Annotated in this window: 21 protein-coding genes; 14 read left to right on the top strand and 7 right to left on the bottom strand. The window is 66.5% G+C overall.

What is annotated here, in order from left to right:
• Nucleotides 1–2 precede the first annotated feature (2 nt).
• Together AC1D1Y_RS18495 and AC1D1Y_RS18490 are read right to left on the bottom strand one after the other, a co-directional pair.
• Nucleotides 3–2243 carry a malate synthase G gene (locus AC1D1Y_RS18495; RefSeq protein WP_477683605.1) on the bottom strand — a complete coding sequence of 747 codons (2241 nt, stop codon included), beginning with the start codon at nucleotides 2241–2243 and terminating at the stop codon, nucleotides 3–5.
• Nucleotides 2244–2289: 46 nt separating this feature from the next.
• Nucleotides 2290–2997 carry a haloacid dehalogenase type II gene (locus AC1D1Y_RS18490; RefSeq protein ID WP_477683604.1) on the bottom strand — a complete coding sequence of 236 codons (708 nt, stop codon included), beginning with the start codon at nucleotides 2995–2997 and terminating at the stop codon, nucleotides 2290–2292.
• A gap of 229 nt (nucleotides 2998–3226) precedes the next feature.
• Between AC1D1Y_RS18490 and atzF the strand changes: the two genes are divergently transcribed.
• The 14 genes from atzF to AC1D1Y_RS18420 are packed head-to-tail and all read left to right on the top strand — an operon-like array spanning nucleotide 3227 to nucleotide 16720.
• A complete protein-coding gene (gene atzF, locus AC1D1Y_RS18485) occupies nucleotides 3227–4960 on the top strand; it encodes an allophanate hydrolase (protein ID WP_477683603.1) in 1734 nt (577 codons plus the stop codon).
• Nucleotides 4961–5012: 52 nt separating this feature from the next.
• On the top strand, nucleotides 5013–6032 hold the full coding sequence (locus tag AC1D1Y_RS18480; RefSeq protein ID WP_477683602.1) for an ABC transporter substrate-binding protein: 1020 nt from the start codon (nucleotides 5013–5015) through the stop codon (nucleotides 6030–6032).
• A 5-nt stretch (nucleotides 6033–6037) separates the two neighbouring features.
• A complete protein-coding gene (locus AC1D1Y_RS18475) occupies nucleotides 6038–6874 on the top strand; it encodes an ABC transporter permease (RefSeq protein ID WP_477683601.1) in 837 nt (278 codons plus the stop codon).
• On the top strand, nucleotides 6871–7698 hold the full coding sequence (locus tag AC1D1Y_RS18470) for an ABC transporter ATP-binding protein (RefSeq protein ID WP_477683600.1): 828 nt from the start codon (nucleotides 6871–6873) through the stop codon (nucleotides 7696–7698). Before AC1D1Y_RS18475 ends, AC1D1Y_RS18470 begins: the two co-directional genes overlap by 4 nt.
• 13 nt (nucleotides 7699–7711) lie before the next feature.
• Nucleotides 7712–7936, top strand: a complete 225-nt coding sequence (locus AC1D1Y_RS18465) for an AtzG-like protein (RefSeq protein WP_477683599.1) — start codon at nucleotides 7712–7714, stop codon at nucleotides 7934–7936.
• Nucleotides 7933–9339, top strand: coding sequence for an AtzE family amidohydrolase (locus AC1D1Y_RS18460; protein ID WP_477683598.1), 1407 nt, complete (start codon nucleotides 7933–7935; stop codon nucleotides 9337–9339). Before AC1D1Y_RS18465 ends, AC1D1Y_RS18460 begins: the two co-directional genes overlap by 4 nt.
• Nucleotides 9336–9722, top strand: coding sequence for an oxalurate catabolism protein HpxZ (gene hpxZ, locus AC1D1Y_RS18455; RefSeq protein WP_477683597.1), 387 nt, complete (start codon nucleotides 9336–9338; stop codon nucleotides 9720–9722). The genes AC1D1Y_RS18460 and hpxZ overlap by 4 nt, the downstream gene beginning before the upstream one ends.
• A gap of 39 nt (nucleotides 9723–9761) precedes the next feature.
• The gene (locus AC1D1Y_RS18450) at nucleotides 9762–10865 is read left to right on the top strand and encodes a BMP family ABC transporter substrate-binding protein (protein ID WP_477683596.1); all 1104 of its coding nucleotides are present in this window, start codon (nucleotides 9762–9764) and stop codon (nucleotides 10863–10865) included.
• Between the two features lie 40 nt (nucleotides 10866–10905).
• Nucleotides 10906–11997: an ABC transporter permease gene (locus AC1D1Y_RS18445; protein WP_477683595.1), complete on the top strand. Its 1092-nt coding sequence runs from the start codon at nucleotides 10906–10908 to the stop codon at nucleotides 11995–11997.
• Nucleotides 11994–12914 carry an ABC transporter permease gene (locus AC1D1Y_RS18440; protein WP_477683594.1) on the top strand — a complete coding sequence of 307 codons (921 nt, stop codon included), beginning with the start codon at nucleotides 11994–11996 and terminating at the stop codon, nucleotides 12912–12914. Before AC1D1Y_RS18445 ends, AC1D1Y_RS18440 begins: the two co-directional genes overlap by 4 nt.
• A gap of 32 nt (nucleotides 12915–12946) precedes the next feature.
• Nucleotides 12947–13642: a biuret amidohydrolase gene (gene biuH / locus AC1D1Y_RS18435; RefSeq protein ID WP_477683593.1), complete on the top strand. Its 696-nt coding sequence runs from the start codon at nucleotides 12947–12949 to the stop codon at nucleotides 13640–13642.
• Complete coding sequence (locus AC1D1Y_RS18430; RefSeq protein ID WP_477683592.1) at nucleotides 13639–15255, top strand: ABC transporter ATP-binding protein; 1617 nt, start codon at nucleotides 13639–13641, stop codon at nucleotides 15253–15255. The genes biuH and AC1D1Y_RS18430 overlap by 4 nt, the downstream gene beginning before the upstream one ends.
• A 34-nt stretch (nucleotides 15256–15289) precedes the next feature.
• Nucleotides 15290–15979, top strand: a complete 690-nt coding sequence (locus AC1D1Y_RS18425) for a cysteine hydrolase family protein (protein ID WP_477683591.1) — start codon at nucleotides 15290–15292, stop codon at nucleotides 15977–15979.
• A gap of 9 nt (nucleotides 15980–15988) precedes the next feature.
• Nucleotides 15989–16720 (top strand): GntR family transcriptional regulator, encoded by a 732-nt coding sequence (locus tag AC1D1Y_RS18420; protein ID WP_477683590.1) that lies wholly within the window; start codon nucleotides 15989–15991, stop codon nucleotides 16718–16720.
• Between the two features lie 32 nt (nucleotides 16721–16752).
• Here the strand turns inward: AC1D1Y_RS18420 and AC1D1Y_RS18415 are convergent, their stop codons facing one another.
• From AC1D1Y_RS18415 to AC1D1Y_RS18395, 5 genes are read right to left on the bottom strand one after another with little or no spacing between them, the layout of a single operon-like run.
• Nucleotides 16753–17682, bottom strand: coding sequence for a dihydrodipicolinate synthase family protein (locus AC1D1Y_RS18415; RefSeq protein ID WP_477683589.1), 930 nt, complete (start codon nucleotides 17680–17682; stop codon nucleotides 16753–16755).
• Between the two features lie 33 nt (nucleotides 17683–17715).
• Entirely contained in the window at nucleotides 17716–19452 is a 1737-nt protein-coding gene (locus AC1D1Y_RS18410; protein ID WP_477683588.1) for an IlvD/Edd family dehydratase, read from the bottom strand.
• Nucleotides 19453–19476: 24 nt separating this feature from the next.
• On the bottom strand, nucleotides 19477–20511 hold the full coding sequence (gene yjfF, locus AC1D1Y_RS18405) for a galactofuranose ABC transporter, permease protein YjfF (protein ID WP_477683587.1): 1035 nt from the start codon (nucleotides 20509–20511) through the stop codon (nucleotides 19477–19479).
• On the bottom strand, nucleotides 20508–21557 hold the full coding sequence (locus AC1D1Y_RS18400; RefSeq protein ID WP_477683586.1) for an ABC transporter permease: 1050 nt from the start codon (nucleotides 21555–21557) through the stop codon (nucleotides 20508–20510). The genes yjfF and AC1D1Y_RS18400 overlap by 4 nt, the downstream gene beginning before the upstream one ends.
• Nucleotides 21550–23076: a sugar ABC transporter ATP-binding protein gene (locus tag AC1D1Y_RS18395; RefSeq protein WP_477683585.1), complete on the bottom strand. Its 1527-nt coding sequence runs from the start codon at nucleotides 23074–23076 to the stop codon at nucleotides 21550–21552. The genes AC1D1Y_RS18400 and AC1D1Y_RS18395 overlap by 8 nt, the downstream gene beginning before the upstream one ends.
• Nucleotides 23077–23129 lie beyond the last annotated feature (53 nt).

Genomic DNA, 23129 nt, shown 5'->3' with positions numbered 1-23129 from the left:
CGTCAGGCCGTCCCGGCCTTCACCTTCAAACGCCAGGCATGCAGCAGCGGCTCGGTGTAGCCGCTGGGCTGCTCCAATCCCTTGAAGACCAGGTCGCAGGCCGCCTTGTAGGCCGCCGAGGTTTCAAAGTTGCCGGCCATGGGCTTGTACAAAGGGTCGCCGGCGTTCTGTTTGTCGACCACGGCGGCCATGCGCTCGAAGGTTTCCTTGACCTGCGCTTTTGTCACCACGCCATGCAGCAGCCAGTTGGCCATGTGCTGGCTCGWAATGCGCAGCGTGGCGCGGTCCTCCATCAGGCCGACGTTGTGGATGTCGGGCACCTTGGAGCAGCCCACGCCCTGGTCAATCCAGCGCACCACGTAACCCAGGATGCCCTGGGCGTTGTTGTCGAGTTCCTGCTGTTTCGCCTCCAGGCTCCAGGCCGGCGTGCGCGTCACGGGGATTTGCAGCAGGCCGTTGAGCAGGGCGTTGCGCTCCTTGTTCGCGTTGGTCTTYTCGAGCTCTTTCTGCACCTTGCTGACCTTGACCTGGTGGTAGTGCAGCGCGTGCAGCGTGGCGCCGGTGGGGCTGGGCACCCAGGCGGTGTTGGCGCCGGCCTTGGGGTGGGCGATCTTCTGCTCCATCATGGCCTTCATGAGGTCRGGCATGGCCCACATGCCCTTGCCGATCTGCGCCTTGCCGCGCAGGCCGCAGGACAGGCCTACCAGCACGTTGTTCTTTTCATAGGCCGCGATCCAGGCGCTGGCCTTCATGTCGCCCTTGCGGATCATGGGGCCGGCATGCATGGCGGTGTGCATCTCGTCGCCGGTGCGGTCCAGGAAGCCTGTGTTGATGAAGGCCACGCGGCTGGAAGCGGCGGCGATGCAGGCCTTGAGGTTGACGCTGGTGCGGCGTTCCTCGTCCATGATGCCGAGCTTGACGGTGCTGTCCGGCAGGCCCAGCATTTTTTCGACGCGGCTGAAGAGTTCGGCGGCAAACGCCACCTCAGCCGGGCCGTGCATCTTGGGCTTGACGATGTAGACCGAGCCCTTGCGCGAGTTCTTGATGCCGGGCTTGCCTTTGCGCTTGAGGTCGTGGATGGCGATCGTGGTCGTGACCACGGCGTCCAGGATGCCTTCGGGGATTTCACGCGTGGAACCGTCCGCCGCCGTGTACAGCACCGCCGGGTTGGTCATCAGGTGGCCGACGTTGCGCACGAACATCAGCGAGCGGCCGTGCAGCGTCACGGGCAGGCCCTTGGGCGAGGTGTACTCGCGGTCCGGGTTCAGGCCGCGGGTGAAGGTCTTGCCGTCCTTGCTCACGCTTTCGGTCAGCGTGCCCTGCAAGATGCCCAGCCAGTTGCGGTAGGCCAGCACCTTGTCCTGGGCGTCGACCACGGCCACCGAGTCTTCCAGGTCCAGGATGGTCGACAGCGCCGCTTCGACGACCAGGTCGCTCACGCCGGCCGCGTCGGTTTTGCCGATGGGCGTGTCACGGTCGATACGGATGTCCAGGTGCAGGCCGTTGTGCYGCAGCAGCACCGATGAGGGCTCGGAGGCCTTGCCCTGGTAGCCGATGAACTGGGCGGCGTCTTCCAGCGTGGTGGTCACCGCGCCCTTCTTCCCGCCCTTGAGCGTGACGAACAGTTTGCCGCCCTTGACGGCGTAGCCGGTCGAGTCGATGTGCGAACCCTTTTTGAGCGGCGCGGTGCGGTCCAGCACGTAGCGCGCGTATTCAATCACCTTGGCGCCGCGCACCGGGTTGTAGCCCTTGCCTTTTTCGGCGCCATCGGTTTCCGCGATCACATCGGTGCCGTAGAGCGCGTCATACAGGCTGCCCCAGCGCGCGTTGGCGGCGTTCAGCGCGTAGCGCGCGTTCAGGATGGGCACCACAAGCTGCGGGCCGGCCTGCAGCGCCAGTTCATCGTCCACCCTGGCCGTGGTGATGCCGACCTTTTTGGGCTGCGGCACCAGGTAGCCGATGCTTTCAAGAAAAGCGCGGTAGGCCGGCATGTCGGCGATAGGGCCGGGCTTGGCCTTGTGCCAGTTATCCATTTCAGTTTGCAGGCGGTCGCGCTCGGCCAGCAGGGCGATGTTTTTCGGCGCCAGGTCGGCCACGACGGCGTCAAAGCCTTTCCAGAAGGCGCTGCTGGCAACCCCGGTGCCTGGCAGCACCTGGTCTTCGATGAAACGGTAGAGCTCCGTCGCCACCTGGAGGCGATAGCTGGCGGTGCGCGCGGTATTGGAGGCGGTGCTGGTGCTCATGTGATGTCCCTTTTTTCGTAAAACCAGAATAAAACGTCAAATCAAGTCAATGAAAAGGCAGCGCGAGCACATCGCGCAGGCTGCTGCCGGTGTAGACGGGCTGCGTGCCCAGCTCTTCAAACGGCAGCTGGTAGCGGTTGACCCACAGCGTCTGGTAGCCGTACCAGGTGGCCGCCAGCGCGTCCCAGCCGTTGCAGCTCACAAAGGCGATCTGCCTGGCCTCCAGCCCGGTAGCCTCGAGCCCCAGCGCATAGGCCTCAGGAGCGGTCTTGTATTTGCGGATGGCGTCCACGCTGATCACGTGGTCCAGCAGGCCTTCAAGCCCGGCCGAGCGGACGGCCACGCCCAGCATGGCCGGGTCGCCGTTGGACAAAATGCCGGTGGCCACGCCGCGCGCCTTCAGCGCCTGCAGCACCTCGCGGTTTTCCGGAAAGGCCGACAGGTGGCGGTACTGGTTCATGAGCTGGTCCTCCTGGCCCGGACCCAAGTCCAGCCCCAGCCGCTTGCACGCATAACGCAGGCCGGCGCGCGTGAGGTCCCAGAACGGCTGGTAGTGCGCCCCGCCATTGCTGGTGGTCACCAGGCGGGTGTATTCAATCTGTTTGTCGCGCCACAGCAGGCCCAGCGCCTGGCCTTTTCCCGGGAACAGTTGCTCGGCCAGCAAGCCCACGCTGTAGACGTCGAACAGCGTGCCGTAGGCGTCGAAGAGTACGGCGCGCAAAGGAGCCGGGGAGCCAGGGCGCATTTTTTCCATGGCCTCTACTTTATTTGATACAGCCCCGCCGATTAATGGACGCGAAATTGTTTTATTAATGACTTAAATGCATGGAATAAAAATGGCAATGCTTCCGAACGGGGGCTGACACGCTCAAAGTCCAGGCTAAAGCAGGAGACAAGACAGGCGGCATGCGGATGGCACAGCTCTTGCATCTCATCTTGTACACAAGTATGGATGCCTTCAAGTGGTGCACACCTCCTCAACATTGAATCCTTCCACGGAGCCCATTGCGCCTGCGCCGGCAACGCCCCCTGCGGGCGCGGACAGCGCGCTCGCGCCGCAAGCCTGGATCACCAAAACGCCGTCTTTCCTCCCCGGAAACAGCGGCGCACTCGCCGGCCTGTCCTTCGCGGCCAAAGACAACATCGACGTCTCGGGCGTGCCCACCACAGCCGCCTGCCCCGCCTTTGCCTATACCCCCAAGGCACACGCCGCCGTGGTGCAAAAGCTGCTCGATGCGGGTGCGCAGTTGCTGGGCAAAACCAACCTCGACCAGTTCGCCTGCGGCCTCAACGGCACACGCTCCCCCTATGGCGCCGTTCCCAACGCGATCAACCCGGCCTATATATCAGGCGGGTCGAGTTCCGGCTCCGCCTATGTGGTGGCGACCGGCCAGGCGGACTTCGCGCTGGGCACCGACACGGCGGGCTCCGGGCGCGTGCCGGCGGGCCTGAACAACATCGTGGGCCTGAAACCCTCCAAGGGCCTGGTCAGCGCGCGCGGCGTGGTGCCGGCCGCGCAGAGCGTGGACTGCGTCTCCATCTTCGCGCGCACCGTGGCCACGGCCGCCCGCGTGCTCGAAGCGGCCATGGGTTACGACCCGCTGGATCCCTACTCGCGCGTGCTGGCGATGGCCGACACTGCCTTGCCCGCAGGCTTTCGTTTCGGTGTGCCTTCAACACTGAGCTTCTGCGGCGACGCACTGGCCGAGCAGGCTTTTGGCGAAGCCGTCACCCGCATGCAAGCCCTGGGCGGCGTGCCGGTGCCCATCAATTTCGCGCCGCTGGCCGAGGCGGCCGCGCTGCTCTATGAAAGCGCGCTGGTGGCCGAACGCTACACCGCCGTGCGCGACTTTTTCGATGCGCATGAAGACGCGGTGATCGAGCCGGTGCGCGGCATCATTGCCGCGGGCAAACAGTACAGCGCCGCCGACCTCTACACGGCCCAGACAAAATTGCGCGCGCTGGGCCAGCAGGCGGCCGCGATGTGGCAAGACATTGACGTGCTGCTGCTGCCGACCGCGCCCACGCACTACACGCTTGAGGCCATGCAGCAAGATCCCGTCACGCTGAACCGCCACCTAGGCACCTACACCAACTTCGTCAATCTGCTGGACTACGCGGCGCTCTCCGTGCCCAGCAGCCTGCGGCCCGACGGCCTGCCTTTCGGCATCACGCTGGTGGGACTGGCGGGCAGCGACTGGCAACTAGCCGAACTCGGCCAGCGCTACCACCACGCCACCGGCTTGCCGCAAGGCGCACTGAATGAAGCGCTGCCTGCACCCGTGGCCCTGCCGGGGATTCAAGCGCCCGCAACGGTGAGGCTGGCCGTCGTGGGCGCACACCTGTCGGGCATGCCGCTGAACAATCAATTGACCTCGCGCGGAGCCACCTTGATCGGCCCGGCGCGCACCGCGCCCGATTACCGCTTCTACGCCCTGCCCGGCACGGTGCCGCCCAAACCGGGGCTGCTGCGCGTGGCGGCCGGGGAAGGCGCGGGCATCGCCCTGGAAATATGGGAGATGCCGGTGCAGCACTACGGCTCGTTCGTCGCGCTGATTCCCGCGCCGCTGGGCATAGGCACGCTGGCGCTCGAAGGCGGCGGCAGCGTCCAGGGCTTTGTCTGCGAGGCGCACGCCTTGCAAGGCGCCGAGGACATCACACAGCTGGGTGGCTGGCGCGCTTATCTCGCATCACTGAAAACAAGCGCACCCGCCTGAACTTTTCACTCACTTCCATCCACCGCTTATCCATCACCTGCAGGAGCATTCCATGAAGCCCGTTCCCACACCGTCATCCGCCACCTCCGGCCCGGCACGCCGCGCGCTGATCAAGGCCACGGCCGCCGGCGCGGCGCTGGGAATGCTGGGCATGCCCGCCATCCTGCGCGCGCAGGGCGGACCCAAAATCCGCATTGGCTACTGGCCCATCGCGGCCGGTTTGCCGTTTTACTCGGCCATCGAGCTGGGCTACTTCAAGGAGGCCGGCCTGGACGTGGAGCCGCTGAAGTTCGCCGGCGCGCAGCAGGTGATGGAGGCGGTGCTCTCGGGCCGCGCCGACGGCACCGCCAACGGCACCGGTTCGGCCAACATCGCCATCGGCGAGATCGCCCAGCCCGGCACCTTCAAGATCTTCTGCTCCAACCCCAGCAACGTGAAGAACGTTCTCGACGAGGTCATCGTGCCTGCTACCAGCCCCGCCAAGGTGATGGCCGACCTCAAGGGCAAGCGCGTCGGCTCCGGCCCCGGCATCCAGAACGTGACGCTGGCCAAGACCGTGCTGGAGCGCGGCGGCGCCACCGGCGCGACCGTGGTCGAGCTGCCCATAGGCCAGCATGTGGCCGCGCTCGCCGCAGGCCAGATCGACGGCGCCTACACACTGGAGCCCACCGGCACCATAGGCCGCATGAACGGCACCACCCGCGTGCTTGAAGCCGGCGTGATCGCGCGCTACGTGCTGGGCGACCCGATGGCGCCGTGGTTCGGCGGTTCGGCCTCGCTGTCCTCGGATTTCATCAAGAAGAACCCCGATGCCGCGAAGAAATTCGTCGCCGCCTACGGCAAAGGCGTGGCCTATGTCCGAAGCAAGTCGGTTGAGGCGCGCCAGTACCTCAAGGGCTATACCGCGATTGAAGGCCCGCTGACCGGCGAAGTGCCGCTGGCCGCCTACACCATGTACAACGAGTTCACGCCGGCCGACGTGGCGCACTTCCAGAAGTTCTTCGACCTGTTCTCCGAAAAAGGCATCTTCAGCTCGCGCCTGATCGTGGACACCATGCTCTACAAGGGTTGAACATCATGGATACCGCCTCCTCAGCAACGGCGACGCCCGCCAAACCCTGGACGCCCCCGGCCGCGCCGGCCGCTACCGTGCAGCGCAAGCCGGCGCTGGACAAGGCCCTGCCCTTCATCGGCCCGGTGGTGCTCTTCATCATCTGGGACCTGGCCGTGCGCCTGGGCTTCATCAAGGCCATCCTGCTGCCGCCGCCCATCGACGCGCTGGGTGCGCTGCTCAGCGGCCTGGCCGGCGGGCCGCTGCTCAAGGACTTCGCGGTCACCGTGTGGCGCACCGTGCAGGCTTTCCTGATCGCCGCCGCTGTCGGCATGCCGCTGGGCGTGCTGCTGGGCAGCAATGAAAAAGCCTACCGCAGCGTCGAGTTCCTGATCGACTTCTTCCGCTCCACGCCATCCTCGGCGCTGATCCCGCTGTTTCTGATGATTTTCGGCGTGTCGGACATCAACAAGGTGGCGATCGCAGCCTTCGGCGCGCTGCTGATCGTGGTCTTCAACAGCGCTTACGGCGTGATCAACGCGCGCAAGCAGCGCGTGATGGCAGCGAAAGTCATGGGCGCCTCGCGCTGGCAGGTGTTCAAGGACGTGCTGATCTGGGAAAGCCTGCAGCCGAGTTTTGTCGGCCTGCGCTCGGCGGTGTCCATGGCACTCGTCATCGTGATCGTCGCCGAGATGTTCATAGGCGCCGACACCGGCCTCGGCAACCGCATCATCAACTCGCAGCAGGTCATGAACGTGAAGGACATGTATGCGTCCATCCTGGCTGCGGGTGCACTGGGGTATGCACTCAACATTCTTTTCTTGATCGCCGAGCGCCGCATTGTTCACTGGAGCGGAAGATGACTGAAGTTCTCACCATTCCCGGCGGCGTGTATGCCGACGTCCCGGTGCGTGAATTCCAGCCCGGCCCGGCCGGCACGCACATCACGATTCGCGGCCTGAGCAAGTACTTCGCCGGCTGGCCGCTGTATGAAGACTTCAACCTGGACATTCCCAAGCACAAGATCGTCTCGGTGTTCGGGCCCAACGGCTGCGGCAAGTCCACGCTGATCAACATGATCGCAGGCCTGATCCCCATCGACAAAGGCGAAATCCTGTTTGACGGCAAGTCACTCAAGGACACCAAGATCGGCTACGTCTTCCAGAACTACCGCGAGGCCATGTTCCCGTGGATGCGCACCATCGACAACATCGCCTATCCGCTCAAGCTCGAAGGCAAGTCCAAGGCCGAGGTCGACAGGCGCATGGCCGAACTTGTAGCTTCCTTCGATGTGAAGTTCGACCTCAACCGCTACCCTTACGAGCTTTCGGGCGGGCAGCAGCAGACGGCGTCCATCATGCGGGCGCTGGCGCCCAATCCCGAAGTGCTGTTCCTGGACGAGCCGTTCTCGGCGCTCGATTTCGAGATGACGCTGTTCATCCGCGAAAAACTGCAGGAAGTCTTCATGCAGACCGGCACCACCATGCTGCTGGTATCGCACGACCTGGAGGAAGCCGTCTACCTGGCCGACCAGGTGCTGCTGCTGACCAAGCGCCCGACGCGCGTGGCCGAAATCCTGCCTTACGGCGATGCGCGCCCGCGCACGGTGGAGACGCTGTCCGAGGCCAGCTTCATCCGCACCAAGAAACTCAGCCTGGAAATCTTCCAGCGCGAAGTCAGGCGCTGAGAAAGCCGCAGCCATGATGGACGAAGCAAGCATTGCAAGTTATGTCGCAAGCGCCGCCGCGGTGCTGGGCCTGCCGCTGCCGCTGGACCGCGCGGCACGCGTGGCCGCCCACCTGCAGCGCACCGCCGCCATGGCCGCGCTGCTGGACGCGGCGCCGCTGGCTCCGCACGACGAACCCGCCGAAATTTACTGCCCGGCGGCCTTCCCGCCCGACAACGACGGGCGCGAGCAGCCATGACGGGCATGCCGTTCGATGCGTTGGCCATGGCCGCCGCCGTTGCGGCAGGGCAGGTCAGCGCGCGCGAACTGCTGGATGCCAGCCTGGCGTGCATTGCCGGCACCGACGGCCAGGTCAATGCCTTCACCGAAACAACCGGCGCCCGAGCCCGCGCAGAGGCCGACGCGGTGGACGCGCAACGGGCGCGGGGCGAAGCCCTGGGACCGCTGGCCGGCGTGCCGTATGCGGTCAAGAACCTGTTCGACATCGAAGGGCTGACCACACTGGCCGGCTCAAAAATCAACCGGGGCCTGCCCGCGGCATCGGCCGACGCGGTCCTCGTCACGCAGATGAAAGCCGCCGGCGCCGTCCTGGTCGGGGCGCTGAACATGGACGAGTACGCCTATGGTTTCACCACCGAAAACACGCATTACGGCCCCTGCCGCAATCCGCACGACCTGACGCGTATCGCCGGTGGCTCGTCGGGCGGCTGTGGTGCGGCGGTCGCGGCCGGGCAGGTACCCATCACCTTGGGCTCGGACACCAACGGTTCGATCCGCGTGCCTTCGTCGCTGTGCGGCGTCTGGGGCCTGAAGCCGACTTTCGGCCGGCTGTCGCGCCGCGGCAGTTATCCCTTTGTGCACAGCATCGACCACCTGGGGCCGCTCGCCGGTAGCCTGGGCGGGCTGGCGCTGGCCTACGATGCGCTGCAATTTCCCGACCCGCTGGACCCGGGCAGCCATGCGCTGCGCGTGCAGCCGGTATCCCCGGTCCTGGGCCAGGGTGTGGCCGGCCTGCGCATCGGTGTGCTGGGTGGGTACTTTCACGACCATGCCGGGCCCGAAGCGCGCGAGGTGGTCGCACTGGCGGCCCGCACCCTGGGCGCACAAGCCGGCGTGGTGTGGCCGGATGCCGCACTGGCGCGCGCGGCGGCCTTCATCATCACCGCGAGTGAAGGCGGCAGCCTGCACCTGGGCGACCTGCGCACGCGCGCCGACGAATTCGAGCCGCTGTCGGTGGACCGTTTCATCGCCGGCGCGCTGCAGCCGGCGGACTGGTATGTGCGCGCGCAGCGCTTTCGCCGCAACTACCGCGACAAGGTCAATGCCCTGTTCCAGGACTGGGACGTGCTGCTCACGCCCGCCACGCCGGTCGGCGCCACGCTCATCGGTACGGAGTGGCTGGACCTCAACGGCGTGCGCCAGCCCTGCCGCGCCGCGATGGGCCTGCTCACCCAGCCCATTTCTTTTTCCGGCTGCCCGGTGGTCACCGCGCCCCTGTGGCCGGCGGCCGAAGGCATGCCGATAGGCGTGCAACTCATTGCCGCACCCTGGCGCGAGGACCTGGCCTTGCGGGCCGCACAGGTGCTCAGCGACGCCGGCGTTGCCCATATCCGGCCCGCCATCCTGGCGGCACAAGCATGAACTCCAGCCTGGCCATCAACCTCCCCGACGTCCTGGCCGAAGTCACGGCGGTGTTTGCGCGCTATGAGGATGCGCTGGTCAACAACAAGGTGGACGTGCTCGACGAGCTGTTCTGGAACAGCCCGCACACCTTGCGTTACGGCGCGACGGAAAACCTTTACGGCTATGCCGACATCCAGGCCTTCCGCGCGGGGCGGCCGGCGCAGGGCCTGGAGCGCCGCGTGCTGAAAACCGTGATCACGACCTACGGCCGCGACATGGCGACCGCCAATGCCGAGTTCCAGCGCGCCGGCGGCGCCAGGACCGGCCGGCAGAGCCAGACCTGGATGCGCACGCCCGAGGGCTGGCGCGTGGTCGCCGCCCACGTAAGCCTTCTTGCCTGAGTTTCATTCCCTTGACCTCATAACCCTGGAGCATTGACCATGAGCAACTTCCTCAATCGCCGCGATTCGATCAAGACCCTGGCCGCGCTCGGCGCCGCGGCCGCCGGCCCGTTGGCCTTCGCGCAAAAACCCTTGACCGTGGGCGTGATTTACGTCGGCCCGCGCGACGACTACGGCTACAACCAGGCGCAAGCGCAGGCGGCGGCCGAACTCAAGAAGATGCCCGGCATCAAGGTGGTGGAGGAAGAAAACGTGCCGGAGACCGCGGCCGTGCAGAAGACCATGACCGGCATGATCGCGCAGGACGGCGCCTCGCTGGTGTTCCCGACCTCGTTCGGCTACTTCGATCCGCACATGCTGGCCGTGGCCGCCAAGTTCCCCGACGCGCGCTTTGCGCATTGCGGCGGCATGTGGACCGAAGGCAAGCATCCCAAGAACACGGCCAGCTACTTCGGCTACATCGACGAGTGCCAGTTCCTCAACGGCGTGATCGCCGGCCACATGACCAAGAGCAACAAGATCGGCTTCATCGCCGCCAAGCCGATCCCGCAGGTGCTTCGCAACATCAATGCCTTCGTCATGGGGGCACGCTCCGTCAAGCCCGGCATCACCGCCAGCGTGGTCTTCACCGGCGACTGGTCCATGCCGGTCAAGGAGGCCGAAGCAACCAACAGCCTGGCCGACCAGGGCGTGGACGTGTTCACCATGCATGTGGACAGCCCGAAAGTCATTGTGGAGACTGCCGCCAAACGCGGCAAGATGGTCTGCGGCTACCACGCCAGCCAAGCCAAGCTCGCGCCCAACGCCTACCTGACCGGCGCCGAGTGGAACTGGCTCACCGCCTACACCACCTTTGTGGAAGCGGCGCGCAGCGGCAAGCCGCACCCCAACTTCATACGCGGCGGCCTGAAGGACGGCTACGTGAAGATGTCGGCCTACGGCCCCACCGTGACCGATGCGGCCAAAAAACAAGCCGATGGCGTCAAGGCGCAGATGGTGGCAGGCCGCTTCGACATCTTCAAGGGCCCGCTCAAGGACAACAAGGGCGCCACCATCATCCCCGCCGGCAAGGTCTTCAAGCAGACCGACCTGGAACTCGAGAAGATGAACTACCTGGTCGAAGGCGTGATCGGCTCCGTGTGAGCCGGCGGCTGACCCTGCGGGCCTGAGACTTTTCCCTTCCATGCGCCACTCCCTCGCCAACGTCCTGCTGCCGGTCGGCGCCATCATCGCGGCGCTGGGGGTCTTCGGGGTTTTCGTCTGGTTCGCCGGCGTCAACCCCCTGGAGGTCTGGCTGCTGTTGTTCAAGGGCGCGTTCGGCGACTGGTATTCCTGGCAGAACACGCTGCAGCGCGCCGCGCCGCTGATGCTCACGGCCCTGTGCGTCGCCATCCCGGCGCGCGCGGGTTTGACGGTGATCGGCGGCGAAGGCGCGGTGGTGCTGGGCGGGCTGGCTTGCGCCGGCCTCGCCCAAGGCCTGCCCCTGCCCGCCAACCTGGCGGGCACGGTGATGGCCTGCCTCGCCGGCGCGCTGGCCGGCGCCTTGTGGATAGCGCTGGCCGGCTGGCTGCGGCAGTATCGCGGCATCAACGAAACCATCAGCAGCCTGTTGCTGGCCTATGTGGCGGTCGGCCTGTTCAAGCACCTCGTCGAAGGGCCGCTGCGCGACCCGTCCAGCCTGAACAAGCCGTCGACCTTTTCGCTGGCCGAAGGCCTGCGCATAGGCGGCATTGCCGGCTCCGACGTGCACTGGGGGCTGGTGATCGGCGTGCTGGCCTGCCTGGCGGCGGGCCTGTGGTTGCGCATGACGCCATCGGGCTTCGCGGTGCGCGTGGTCGGCGGCAACCCGCGCGCGGCGCAACTCGTCGGGCTGCCGGCCTCGCGGCTGATCCTGCTGGCCTGCGCGCTGGGCGGGGCCTGCGCCGGCCTGGCCGGCGCCATCGAGGTCGCGGCCGTGCACACCAATGCCAACGCCGCCCTGATTGCGGGTTACGGCTACGCCGGCATCCTGGTGGCCTTCATCGCGCGCCAGCATCCCGTGGCCATCATCCCGGTGGCCATCCTGTTCGGCGGTTTCGGCGCGGCCGGCAGCCTGCTGCAGCGCCGCCTGGGCTTGCCCGACGCCTCGGTGCTGGTGCTTCAGGGCATTGCCTTTGTGCTGATCCTGGCCAGCGAGGCCCTGCGCGACGTGGACTGGAAAGCCTTTTTTGCGCGCATCAACCGCTTCGGCCCTTCAGAGCCCAGCCCGATTCTCCTGCCCGAGGAAAAGCCGTGACCACCGACCAGCTCCTGATTTTTTTCGCCGGCATCGTCGGCGGCGCGCTGCGCGTCGGCGCGCCCTTCCTGTTTGTCAGCCTGGGCGAATGCATCACGGAAAAATCCGGCCGCATCAACCTGGGGCTGGAAGGCGTGCTGGTGCTGTCGGCCATGTCGGCCTTCGGCGCCTCCTGGCTCTCGGGCTCGCCCTGGATCGGTGTGCTGGCGGCGGCGGCCACAGGCGCGCTGCTGGCCGCGCTGCACGGCATCCTCTGCTCGCTGCCGCGGGTCAACGACATCGCCACCGGCATTGCCTTGATGCTGCTGGGCACGGGTCTGGCCTTCTACCTGGGCAAGCCGCTGATCCAGCCGCAGGCGCCGCAACTGCCCGCCATCGCGCTGGGCAACTGGAGCGACTCGGCAGCCGTCCGCTCGGCGCTGCAGATCAATGCGCTGGTGCCGATCGGGTTGGCGCTGGCCGTGGCCTTGTGGTGGGCCTTTGCCAACACACGCGCCGGCCTGCTGGTGCGCATGGCGGGGGATTCGGCCAATGCCGCGCGCTCGCTCGGTTACCCGGTATCCGCCATCCGCATCGCCGCCACGGCCGCCGGTGGCCTGGTTGCCGGCCTGGGCGGCGCTTCGCTCACCCTGTTTTATCCCGGCAGCTGGAACGAAGGCATCTCCAGCGGCCAGGGCCTGATCGCGGTGGCGCTGGTGATCTTCGCACGCTGGAGCCCACTGCGCTGCGTGTACGCCTCGCTGCTGTTCGGCGGCGCCGGCGCCATCGGCCCGGCCCTGCAGTCCATCGGCATCAACTGGGGTTATCACCTTTTCAACATCGTGCCCTATGTGCTCACCCTGCTGATCCTGGTCATCACCTGCCGGCCGGGCACCGCCGTGAGCGGCAGCCCGGGCGAACTTTCCGCCACCCGCTAAACACTGCAAGCACCAACAAGGAAAACATCCCGATGGAACGCTTCGTCAACGCCAACCCCTACGCCTGGCCGTACAACGGCGACCTGCGGCCCGGCAACACCGCGCTCATCGTCATCGACATGCAGACCGACTTCTGCGGTGAAGGCGGCTACGTCGACAAGATGGGCTATGACATCTCACTGACGCGCGCGCCGATTGAGCCGCTCAAGGCCCTGATGGCCGGCATGCGCGCCGCGGGCTACCACGTGATCCACACGCGCGAAGGCCACCGGCCCGACCTGTCGGACCTGCCGGCCAACAAGCGCTGGCGCTCGCGCCGCATCGGCACCGGTGGTGCGGGCATCGGCGACGACGGCCCCTGCGGGCGCATCCTGGTGCGCGGCGAACCGGGCTGGGAAATCATTCCCGAACTGGCGCCGCTGCCCGGTGAGGTGGTGATCGACAAGCCCGGCAAAGGTTCGTTCTACGCCACCGATCTGGAGATGGTGCTGCGAACGCGCGGCATCGAAAACCTGATCCTCACCGGCATCACCACCGACGTCTGCGTGCACACCACCATGCGCGACGCCAACGACCGCGGCTTCGAATGCCTGCTGCTGTCGGACTGCACCGCCGCCACCGACCGCGGCAACCACGAGGCGGCGCTGAAGATGGTCACCATGCAGGGCGGCGTGTTCGGCGCGCATGCGCCGTCGGCCGCGGTGCTCAACGCACTGGGCGAGCCATGAATCCCGGCGCGGCCATCGGCAGCCTGCCGCCCGCCACCGGCGCGCTGGCGCTGGACGTCTACCGCATGAGCATGCGCTTCGGCGGCTTCACGGCGCTGGACGGCGTCAACATGAAGGTGGCGCCGGGAACGGTGCATGCACTGCTCGGTGAAAACGGCGCGGGCAAAAGCACGCTGGTCAAGTGCGTGGCGGGGTTCCAGCGGCCCTCGGAAGGCAGCATCGTGATCGACGGCCGCGAGCAGGCGATCGCCAACCCGGTGATGGCGCGCGCGCTGGGGATCGGCATGGTCTACCAGCATTTCACGCTGGCCCCCGGCATGACGGTCGCCGAAAACCTGCTGCTGGCCGGCGGCAAGACACCGGCGCTGATCGACTGGACGAAAAAACGCGCGGAGCTGGAAGCCTTCCTGCAAACCACGCCCTTCCGGCTGGACCTGGATGCGCGCCCGCTGGACATGGCTGCCGGCGAGAAGCAGAAGCTCGAACTGCTCAAGCAGCTTTACCTCAAGCCGCGCCTGCTGATCCTGGACGAGCCGACTTCGGTGCTGACGCCGCAGGAGGCCGACGAGGTGCTGGGCCATGTGCGCGACTTCGCGCGCGCCGGCCACTGCACCGTGCTCATCATCACCCACAAGTTCCGCGAAGTCATGGCCTATGCCGACGATGTGACCGTCTTGCGCCGCGGCAAGGCGGTGCACACCACGCCCGTGCCGGCGACCGATCCGGCGCGGCTCGCGCAGGCCATGGTGGGCGATGCGGCCGCGGCCCGCCCCGACGACCACGCTACGGAACCCACGGTGCCTGCCACCCGCGCCGTGCGGCCTGCCGATATTGCGGCACAAACCGCATCCCTTGATGTTCATGGCCTTCAGGTCATGGGCGACCGCGGCACGCTGGCGGTGTGCGACCTGAGCCTGTCGGTGCGGGCGGGCGAGATTCTCGGCGTCGCCGGCGTGTCCGGCAACGGCCAGCGCGAGCTGGTTGAAGCGCTGGTCGGCCAGCGGGCGCGCGCCGCCGGCGTAGTGCGGGTGGACGGCCGGCCTTACGCCGCCACGCGCGGCGAGAACCACAGCCTGAAAGTGCGCAGCCTGCCCGAGGAGCCGCTGCGCAATGCCTGCGTGGGTGATCTCAGCGTGGCCGAAAACATGGCGCTGCGCGACTTCGACCGAGCGCCGCTGTGCGCTGCAGGACGCTTGCGCTTCGGGCTCTGGCGCAGCCGCGCGCGCGAATGGATCAAGGGCTACGGCATCAAGACCCAGGGCGAGAACGCGCCCATCCGCAGCCTGTCGGGTGGCAACGTGCAGCGTGCCGTGCTGGCGCGTGAGTTGCATGGCGAGATCAAGGTGCTGATCGCCGCCAATCCGGTGTTCGGCCTGGACTTCGCGGCCGTGAAGGAAATCCACACGCGCCTGCGCGGCGTGGCGCAGCAGGGCGCGGCCGTTCTGCTGGTCAGCGAAGACCTTGACGAACTGCTGGAGCTGGCCGACCGCATCGTGGTGATGAGCGAAGGGCGCATTGTCTTCGAGACCGCAGCCTCCGGGGCCCGGCGGCAGGTGCTGGGTGCACACATGGGCGGGGGACATCACCCGCCTTCGGCGGAGGGTATGGCGTGAACTTCCCTGCACGTTCTTTCCCGGGATCACCACCATGCAACTAGACCAGGCCCAACCCTTTCCCTACACCTTCACGCTGAAGTCCACCGCGCTGGTCATCATCGACATGCAGCGCGACTTCATCGAGCCCGGCGGCTTCGGGGAAACGCTGGGCAACGACGTCTCGCTGTTGCAGGCCATCGTGCCGGCCTGCAAGGCCGTGCTGCGGGCCTGGCGCCGCGCCGGCGGGCTTGTGGTGCACACCCGTGAGGCGCACAGCGCAGACCTGGCCGATTGCCCGCCGGCCAAGCGCAACCGCGGCAACCCGGCCCTGCGCATCGGCGACATGGGAGCGATGGGCCGCATCCTGGTCGCCGGCGAACCGGGAAACCAGATCATCCCCGAGCTTGCGCCGCTATCGGGCGAAATCGCCATCGACAAGCCCGGCAAAGGCGCCTTCTACGCCACCGGCCTGCACGAGCGGCTGCAGCAGGCCGGCATCACGCATCTGCTGTTCATGGGCGTCACCACGGAGGTCTGCGTGCAGACCTCGATGCGCGAAGCCAATGATCGCGGCTATGACAGCCTGCTGCTGGAAGACTGCACCGAAAGTTATTTCCCGTCCTTCAAGTCGGCGGCCGTGGCGATGATGCGCGCCCAGGGCGCCATCGTCGGCTGGACCGCCACCAGCGGCGAGCTGCTGCCCAGGCTGGCGGCACTGCCTGCACAGCCCCAACACTGCTAGAGTTTCGCCATGCACACTGCCACCAGCCATTCCCCGAGCCTTGCCGGCCCGCCCGCCTACCGTTCACGGGCCGACGAGGTGTACGAAGAGCTCAAGCGCGACGTATCCGAGTTCAAGCTGGTGCCGGGCGACCGCTTCACCGAGACCGAGATCAGCGAGCGCCTGGGCGTCTCGCGCACGCCGGTGCGCCAGGCGCTGTTTCGCCTGCAGCAGGAAGGTTTTGTCGAGGTGCTGTTTCGCAGCGGCTGGCGCGTGCTGCCCTTTGACTTCGACAAGTTCGAGCAGCTTTACGACCTGCGCATGGTGCTGGAAACCACGGCCGTGCAGCGCCTGTGCGCCGGCAGCCAGGCGGTGGACACCGCGCTGCTTGCTGAACTGAACGCCATCTGGCTGGTGCCGGCGGCGCAACGCAGCGCTGACCACGTGCAGGTGGCCCAGTGGGACGAAGCGTTTCATTGCGCGCTGGTGGCAGCCGCCGGCAACGCCGAGATGGCCCGCGTGCACCGCGACGTGACAGACCGCATCCGCATCATCCGCCGGCTCGACTTCATCAAGCAGCCGCGTGTCGACGCGACCTATGAGGAACACGCCAAGATCCTCAAGGCGGTCCAGGCCAAGCGCGGCGACCAGGCGGCCATGCTGCTGCGCGCCCACATCGAGACCAGCCAGGCCGAGGTGCGCAAAATCACGCTGCACCAAGTCCACCTGGCGCGCCAGGCCGGGTCCGGAACGCCTCCTTGAAAGCCGCGTAGGCCTGCCTCAGGCAGGCTTGCCTACCGCGCCCAGCGCAGCACCAGCGGATCAAGCCGCCTGGCGGTCGCCAGCAAGCCTGCGCGTGTGTCCGGGTGCATGGCCGGGAAAGGATGGCGCGGCGCCTCGCAGGCGATCACGCCCCCTTCCTTCATCAAGGCCTTGGCGGCCAGCAGCCCCGCCTGGCGGTTTTCGTAATTGATCAAGGGCAGCCACTGCTGGTAGAGCGCGTAGGCCTTGTCGTGATCACCGGCGCGGTGTGCCTCGATGATGGGGCGGATGCCGTCGGGGTAGCCGCCGCCGGTCATGGACCCAGTCGCACCGGCATCGAGGTCGGGCAGCAGCGTGATGGCCTCCTCGCCGTCCCACGGCCCTTCCACCGCATCGCCACCCAGGCGGATCAGCTCGCGCAGTTTGGAGGCCGCGCCGGCCGTCTCGATCTTGAAATAGGCGATGTGCTCGATCTCGCGGGCCATGCGCGCGAGGAAGCAGGCTGACAGCACCGTGCCGCTGGCGGGGGCGTCCTGGATCATGATGGGGATGTTGACCGCATCCGAAAGGCGCGCATAAAACTCGTATATCTGGGGCTCGCTCACGCGAAAGGTGGCGCCGTGGTACGGCGGCATGACCATCAGCATGGCGGCGCCCATGTCCTGCGCGCGGCGGCTGCGTTCAGCGCAGATCTTCGTGCCGTAATGGGTCGTGGTCACGATGACGGGCACGCGCCCGGCCACGTGTTCGAGGATGCTGCGGGTCAAGGTTTCGCGCTCTTCATCCGACAGCACGAACTGCTCGGAGAAGTTGGCCAGGATGCAGATGCCGTCGGAGCCGGCATCGATCATGAAGTCGATGCAGCGCTTCTGGCTTTCCAGGTCCAGCTCGCCGGACTCGGTGAAGGTGGTGGGGGCGACAGGGAAGATGCCGCGGTAGCGCGGCCGGCGGGAGGTGTTCATGGTAGGGGCGGGTTGGGTGATTCAGTGAGCGTGTCAATGGGAGTGGCGGGGAACCTCGGAGCCGCGGCAACCCACCAGGAAATCGAAATCGCAGCCCTCGTCGGCTTGCAGCACGTGGTCCACATAAAGACGCTGGTAGCCGCCCCGCATGCCTTCGGGGGCTTTGCCGTCCAGGGCGGCGAGGCGTTCAGCCAGTTCCGCATCGCTGATGTCCAGGTGCAGCCGGCCGCCTTCACAGTCCAGTTCTATCCAGTCTCCGTCGCGCACGGCAGCCAGCGGCCCGCCGGCCGCGGCTTCGGGCGCCACGTGCAGCACCACGGTGCCGTAGGCGGTGCCGCTCATGCGAGCGTCCGAAATGCGCACCATATCCTTGACGCCTTGGCGCAGCAATTTGGGCGGCAGGCCCATGTTGCCGACCTCGGCCATGCCGGGGTAGCCCTTGGGGCCGCAATTTTTCATGACCATGACGCAGCTCGCGTCGATGTCGAGGTTCTCGTCGACGATGCGCTCCTTATAGTGCTCCAGGTTCTCGAACACGACCGCACGGCCGCGGTGCTTGAGCAGTTCGGGCGAGGCCGCGGAAGGCTTGAGCACCGCGCCGCGCGGCGCCAGGTTGCCGCGCAGGATGCAGATGCCGCCGTCGGCGATCAGCGGGTTGTCGAGCGGGCGTATCACCTCGTCGTTGTACTGCGGGGCTTCGCGCACGTTGTCCCATATCGACCGGCCGTTGACGGTGAGCGCATTTGGATGCGGCAGCAGGTTGTTCTCACCCAGGCGGCGCAACACGGCGGGCAGGCCGCCCGCGTAGTAGAACTCCTCCATCAGGAAGCGGCCGGAAGGCTGCAGGTCGACCAGGGTGGGGGTGCCGCGTCCGATACGCGTCCAGTCCTCCAGGTCCAGCTGAACACCGATGCGGCCGGCAATCGCCTTGAGGTGGATCACCGCGTTGGTGGAGCCACCAATGGCGGCGTTGACGCGGATCGCGTTTTCAAAGGCTTCGCGCGTGAGGATCTTCGACAACGTGAGGCCCTCGCGCGCCATCTCGACGGCCCGCGCGCCCGACATCTGCGCCAGCACATAACGGCGCGCATCCACCGCGGGGATCGCCGCGTTGTGCGGCAAGGAAGTGCCCAGCGCTTCGGCCATGCAGGCCATGGTGGAGGCCGTTCCCATGGTGTTGCAGGTGCCGGCTGAGCGCGACATGCCGCCCTCGGCCGCCAGGAACTGGTGCAACTGGATTTCGCCGGCCTTCAGTGACTCATGCAATTGCCACACGGCCGTGCCCGAGCCGATATTCTTTCCCTCAAGCTTGCCATTGAGCATGGGCCCGCCGGTGACCACGATGGCCGGGATGTCGCAGCTTGCCGCGCCCATCAGCAAGGCGGGGGTGGTCTTGTCGCAGCCCGTGAGCAGCACCACGGCATCAATGGGGTTGCCGCGAATCGCTTCTTCCACATCCATGCTGGCGAGGTTGCGCGTGAGCATGGCGGTGGGCCGCAGGTTGGACTCACCGTTGGAGAACACCGGAAACTCAACCGGAAAACCACCGGCCTCGGAGATGCCGCGCTTCACATGCTCGGCGATTTTCCGGAAGTGGGCATTGCAGGGCGTGAGTTCCGACCAGGTGTTGCAGATGCCGATGATGGGCCGGCCGTCGAATTCATGGTCGGGAATGCCCTGGTTCTTCATCCAGCTGCGGTACATAAAACCGTTTTTGTCGGCCGAGCCGAACCATGCGGTGGAGCGTAGTTTTCGTTTGGAGTCTGTCATGGGGAGTGTCTGGTCAATGAGGTTTCAGGAAGATTTGGGGCCGCGGTTTGCCAGCAGCCTTTGCAGCAGGCAAAAAACAAACAGCAGCACACCGACGACAATGCGTGTCCACCAGGAACTGAGGGTGCCGTCAAAAGAGATCAGGGTCTGGATGATCCCGAGCATCAGCACCCCGAACAGGGTGCCGGCCACATATCCCACGCCGCCGCTGAGCAGCGTGCCGCCGATCACCACGGCGGCAATGGCGTCAAGCTCCATGCCGGTGGCGTGCAGGCCGTAGCCCGAGAGCATGTAGAAGGTGAAGACCACGCCGGCCAGCGCCGAGCAAAAACCCGAAAGCGTGTACACCCCCACCAGCGTGCGGCGCACCGGCAGGCCCATCAGCAAGGCCGACTGCTCGTTGCCGCCGACGGCATACACGGCGCGGCCGAAAGGCGTGCAGTGCGCGATGAACACCGCGGMGAACAGCACCGCCATGGCGATGACGGCGCYGACCGAAAGCGAGGCGTCCGCCCACAAGGGAATACGCAGCTGCGAGACTTCCGAATAAAACTCGTTGGTGATGCTGATGGAGTCCACGCTGATCAGGTAGCACAGGCCGCGCGCGAGAAACATCCCGGCCAGCGTGACGATGAAGGGCTGCAGGCGAAAGCGCTCAATCAGAAACCCCATGAAGGCACCGAAGGCCGTGCCCATGAACAGCACCAGCGGAATCACCGCGGCCGGGCTCCAGCCGTGGTGCTCCACCAGCGCGGCCGACACCATGGTGGTCAGCGCAATCACGGAACCGACGGACAGGTCAATGCCGCCCGAAAGAATGACAAAGGTCATGCCCACGGCAATAATGACCAGGAAGGCGTTGTCAATCAGCAAGTTGAGAAAGACCTGCGCCGAGAAAAAACCGCTGTAGAGCACCGAGCCCAAGGTCGCCATGGCGATGAAGAGCGAGACGGTGGCCGCCAGCGGCAGGTATTTCGGATTGAAACGGGACGCCGGCGCCGCTGCTGCCGGTGGCACGGGCGCGGCGGCCCCAACGGAATTGGCCAGCACCCGGCTCATGGCCGCATCCCCCGCGCGGCCGGCCGCCGCATCCAGATACCGACCTCGGCCCGGAATTCAGGCGACTGCAGCAACATCACGGCAAACACCACGACAGCCTTGACCACCAGGTTGATCTCGGGCGGCACGCCCAGCGAATAGATGGCGTAAGTCAGGGCCTGGATGATCAAGGCCCCGATCACACTACCGACCAGGCTGAAACGGCCGCCGGTGAGCGCGGTGCCGCCCAGCGTGACCGCCAGGATCGCGTCGAGTTCCAGTAACTGGCCGGCGTTGTTTCCGTCGGCACTTTTGACGTTGGAGCTGATCAACAAGCCCGCGATGCCCGCGCACACACCGCAGAAGGCGTAGGCCGCAACCACCAGCCGCCGCGCCTGCACACCGGCGACGCGCGCCGCGGTCGGGTTGATGCCCACGGCCTGGATGAACAGGCCCAGAGCCGTGCGCGTCACCGCCAGGTACAACAGGGCAAACACCACCGCCACGATAAACAGCGAGAAAGGCAGGCCCAGCAGGTAACCGCTGCCCAGGAAGAAAAACGGCGCGTAGTAGATGGTGATGATCTGCCCGCCGGTGATGAGCTGTGCGATGCCGCGGCCGGCGACCATGAGGATCAGCGTGGCGATGATGGGTTGCATGCCGACCCTGGCAACCAGCAGGCCGTTCCACAGCCCGCACAGCAGCGCGATCCCCAGCGCCGCGAGGATCGCCAGCGGCATGGGGAAGCGGCTCACGCTTCCCGCCACCGATCCGCCAATCATCCAGGCGGCCACCGCCGCCGCGATGGCCACCACGGCGCCCACGGAGATGTCGATGCCGCGAGTGGCGATCACCAGGGTCATGCCCAGCGACACCAGCACCAGCGGCGCGGCGCGGTTGAGGATGTCGATCAGGCTGCCGTACAGGTGGCCGTCGCGCCACTCGACGTGCAGGAAACTGGCGTTAAACACCGTGTTCACGGCCAGCAGCAGGAACAGCGTGATGAGCGGCCAGGCCAGGCGGTGCCGAAGCAGCGCTGTCAGGGGGGAGTGGGAAGCGTCAGACATGTTCAGCCGCAATCAGCTCGTAGACGGTGTCTTCGCTGCTGCCGGCGGGCAACTCACCCACCTTGCGGCGATCCCGCAGCACCACGATGCGGTGCGCCACGCGCACCACCTCGCTCATTTCGGAAGAGATGAAAATCACGGCCATGCCGGCCTGGGCCAGGCGCAGGATCTGCTCCATGATTTCCTGCTTCGCGGCCACGTCGACGCCGCGCGTGGGTTCGTCCAGGATCAACAGGCGCGGCTCGGTCGCGAGCCAGCGCGCGATCATGGCCTTTTGCTGGTTGCCGCCCGACAGCAGGCCGATGGGGGTGTCCACACTCGCGGTCTTGATGCCCATCGCCTGGACAAAACGTTCGGCCAGTATGGTCTGGTCGGCACGCGACAAAAAACGGCGCATGCCCATGCGGGCCTGCAGCGCCAGCACGATGTTTTCCCGCACCGAGAGCTCAGCCACAATGCCGTCGGTCTTGCGCTCCTCGGGGCACAGGGCGAGGCCCTGCCGGATCGCGTCGACGGGGTTGGAAAAAGTGACCGGCCGGCCGTCGATGCTGAGCACGCCGCGGTCTGGTTTCTCCAGGCCGAACAGCAGGCGCGCCAGTTCCGTGCGGCCCGCGCCCAGCAGTCCGGCCAGGCCCACGACTTCGCCGGCGCGCACGCGCAGGTCCACGGGCTGCAACTGGCCGGCCTGGCCCAGGCCTTCGGCTTGCAGAAGCGCCGGCGCGGCATCGTCAAATTCCGGGGACACGGCGGCGGCGGTGGATTGCGCGGCCAGTTCCCGGCCCAGCATGGCCGCGATCAGTGCCTGCGGCCCCAGTTCACTGGCACGCCACTCGCCGACCCAGCTGCCGTTGCGCAGCACGGTGATGCGATCCGACACCGCATACACCTGGTTCAGGAAGTGGGTGACAAAAACAATGGCCAGCCCCTCGGCGCGCAGGCGTCGCAGCACTTCAAAGAGCTTTTGCACCTCGTCGTCGTCGAGGCTGGAGGTCGGCTCGTCGAGGATCAGCACTTTGGATTCAATGCCGATGGCGCGCGCGATCGCCACCAGTTGCTGCACGGCGACGGGGTAGCTGGACAGCAGGCGCGAGACGTCGATGTCCAGGCCCATGCGCGCGACCAGTTCGCGCGCGCGGCGGTTCACGGTGGTCCAGTCGATGCGAAATCCCTGCGCGAGCCCGTAGCGCGGGTAGCGGCCCGCGAAGATGTTCTCCGCCACCGAAAGGTTGGGACAGAGATTGACTTCCTGGTAGACCGTGCTGATGCCCAGCCGCTGCGCGGCCAGGGGGGAGTCGGGCCACACCGGTTGCCCATCCAGCTGCATCCGGCCGCCGCTGGCTTCCAGCACACCGGTCAACACCTTGATGAGCGTGGACTTGCCGGCGCCGTTTTGCCCCATCAAGGCATGGATTTCACCGGGATACAGGCGCAAGCGCACATCCTGCAAGGCCGGAATACCCGCGAACTGTTTATGGATGCCCGCAAGCTCCAGCACGGGGGCGGCGTCGGCCACGGTCATGGAGCGGCCTTCGCGCCATGCGCCGCGGTATTCGCCTTCGGAACGGCCGGGCG

This window comes from Polaromonas sp. P1_G1 (assembly GCF_056405595.1).
The sequence above is the reverse complement of the archived record's forward strand: the minus strand, read 5'-3'. Positions and strand labels throughout refer to the sequence as shown.

Bases quoted from the DNA above. Each gene is read 5' to 3' on its own strand.
- AC1D1Y_RS18490 (WP_477683604.1), bottom strand. From the start codon at position 2,997: ATGGAAAAAATGCGCCCTGGCTCCCCGGCTCCTTTGCGCGCCGTACTC.
- AC1D1Y_RS18480 (WP_477683602.1), top strand. From the start codon at position 5,013: ATGAAGCCCGTTCCCACACCGTCATCCGCCACCTCCGGCCCGGCACGC.
- AC1D1Y_RS18475 (WP_477683601.1), top strand. From the start codon at position 6,038: ATGGATACCGCCTCCTCAGCAACGGCGACGCCCGCCAAACCCTGGACG.
- AC1D1Y_RS18470 (WP_477683600.1), top strand. From the start codon at position 6,871: ATGACTGAAGTTCTCACCATTCCCGGCGGCGTGTATGCCGACGTCCCG.
- AC1D1Y_RS18465 (WP_477683599.1), top strand. From the start codon at position 7,712: ATGATGGACGAAGCAAGCATTGCAAGTTATGTCGCAAGCGCCGCCGCG.
- AC1D1Y_RS18460 (WP_477683598.1), top strand. From the start codon at position 7,933: ATGACGGGCATGCCGTTCGATGCGTTGGCCATGGCCGCCGCCGTTGCG.
- hpxZ (WP_477683597.1), top strand. From the start codon at position 9,336: ATGAACTCCAGCCTGGCCATCAACCTCCCCGACGTCCTGGCCGAAGTC.
- AC1D1Y_RS18450 (WP_477683596.1), top strand. From the start codon at position 9,762: ATGAGCAACTTCCTCAATCGCCGCGATTCGATCAAGACCCTGGCCGCG.
- AC1D1Y_RS18445 (WP_477683595.1), top strand. From the start codon at position 10,906: ATGCGCCACTCCCTCGCCAACGTCCTGCTGCCGGTCGGCGCCATCATC.
- biuH (WP_477683593.1), top strand. From the start codon at position 12,947: ATGGAACGCTTCGTCAACGCCAACCCCTACGCCTGGCCGTACAACGGC.
- AC1D1Y_RS18430 (WP_477683592.1), top strand. From the start codon at position 13,639: ATGAATCCCGGCGCGGCCATCGGCAGCCTGCCGCCCGCCACCGGCGCG.
- AC1D1Y_RS18425 (WP_477683591.1), top strand. From the start codon at position 15,290: ATGCAACTAGACCAGGCCCAACCCTTTCCCTACACCTTCACGCTGAAG.
- AC1D1Y_RS18420 (WP_477683590.1), top strand. From the start codon at position 15,989: ATGCACACTGCCACCAGCCATTCCCCGAGCCTTGCCGGCCCGCCCGCC.
- AC1D1Y_RS18415 (WP_477683589.1), bottom strand. From the start codon at position 17,682: ATGAACACCTCCCGCCGGCCGCGCTACCGCGGCATCTTCCCTGTCGCC.
- AC1D1Y_RS18410 (WP_477683588.1), bottom strand. From the start codon at position 19,452: ATGACAGACTCCAAACGAAAACTACGCTCCACCGCATGGTTCGGCTCG.
- AC1D1Y_RS18400 (WP_477683586.1), bottom strand. From the start codon at position 21,557: ATGTCTGACGCTTCCCACTCCCCCCTGACAGCGCTGCTTCGGCACCGC.
- AC1D1Y_RS18395 (WP_477683585.1), bottom strand. From the start codon at position 23,076: ATGACCGTGGCCGACGCCGCCCCCGTGCTGGAGCTTGCGGGCATCCAT.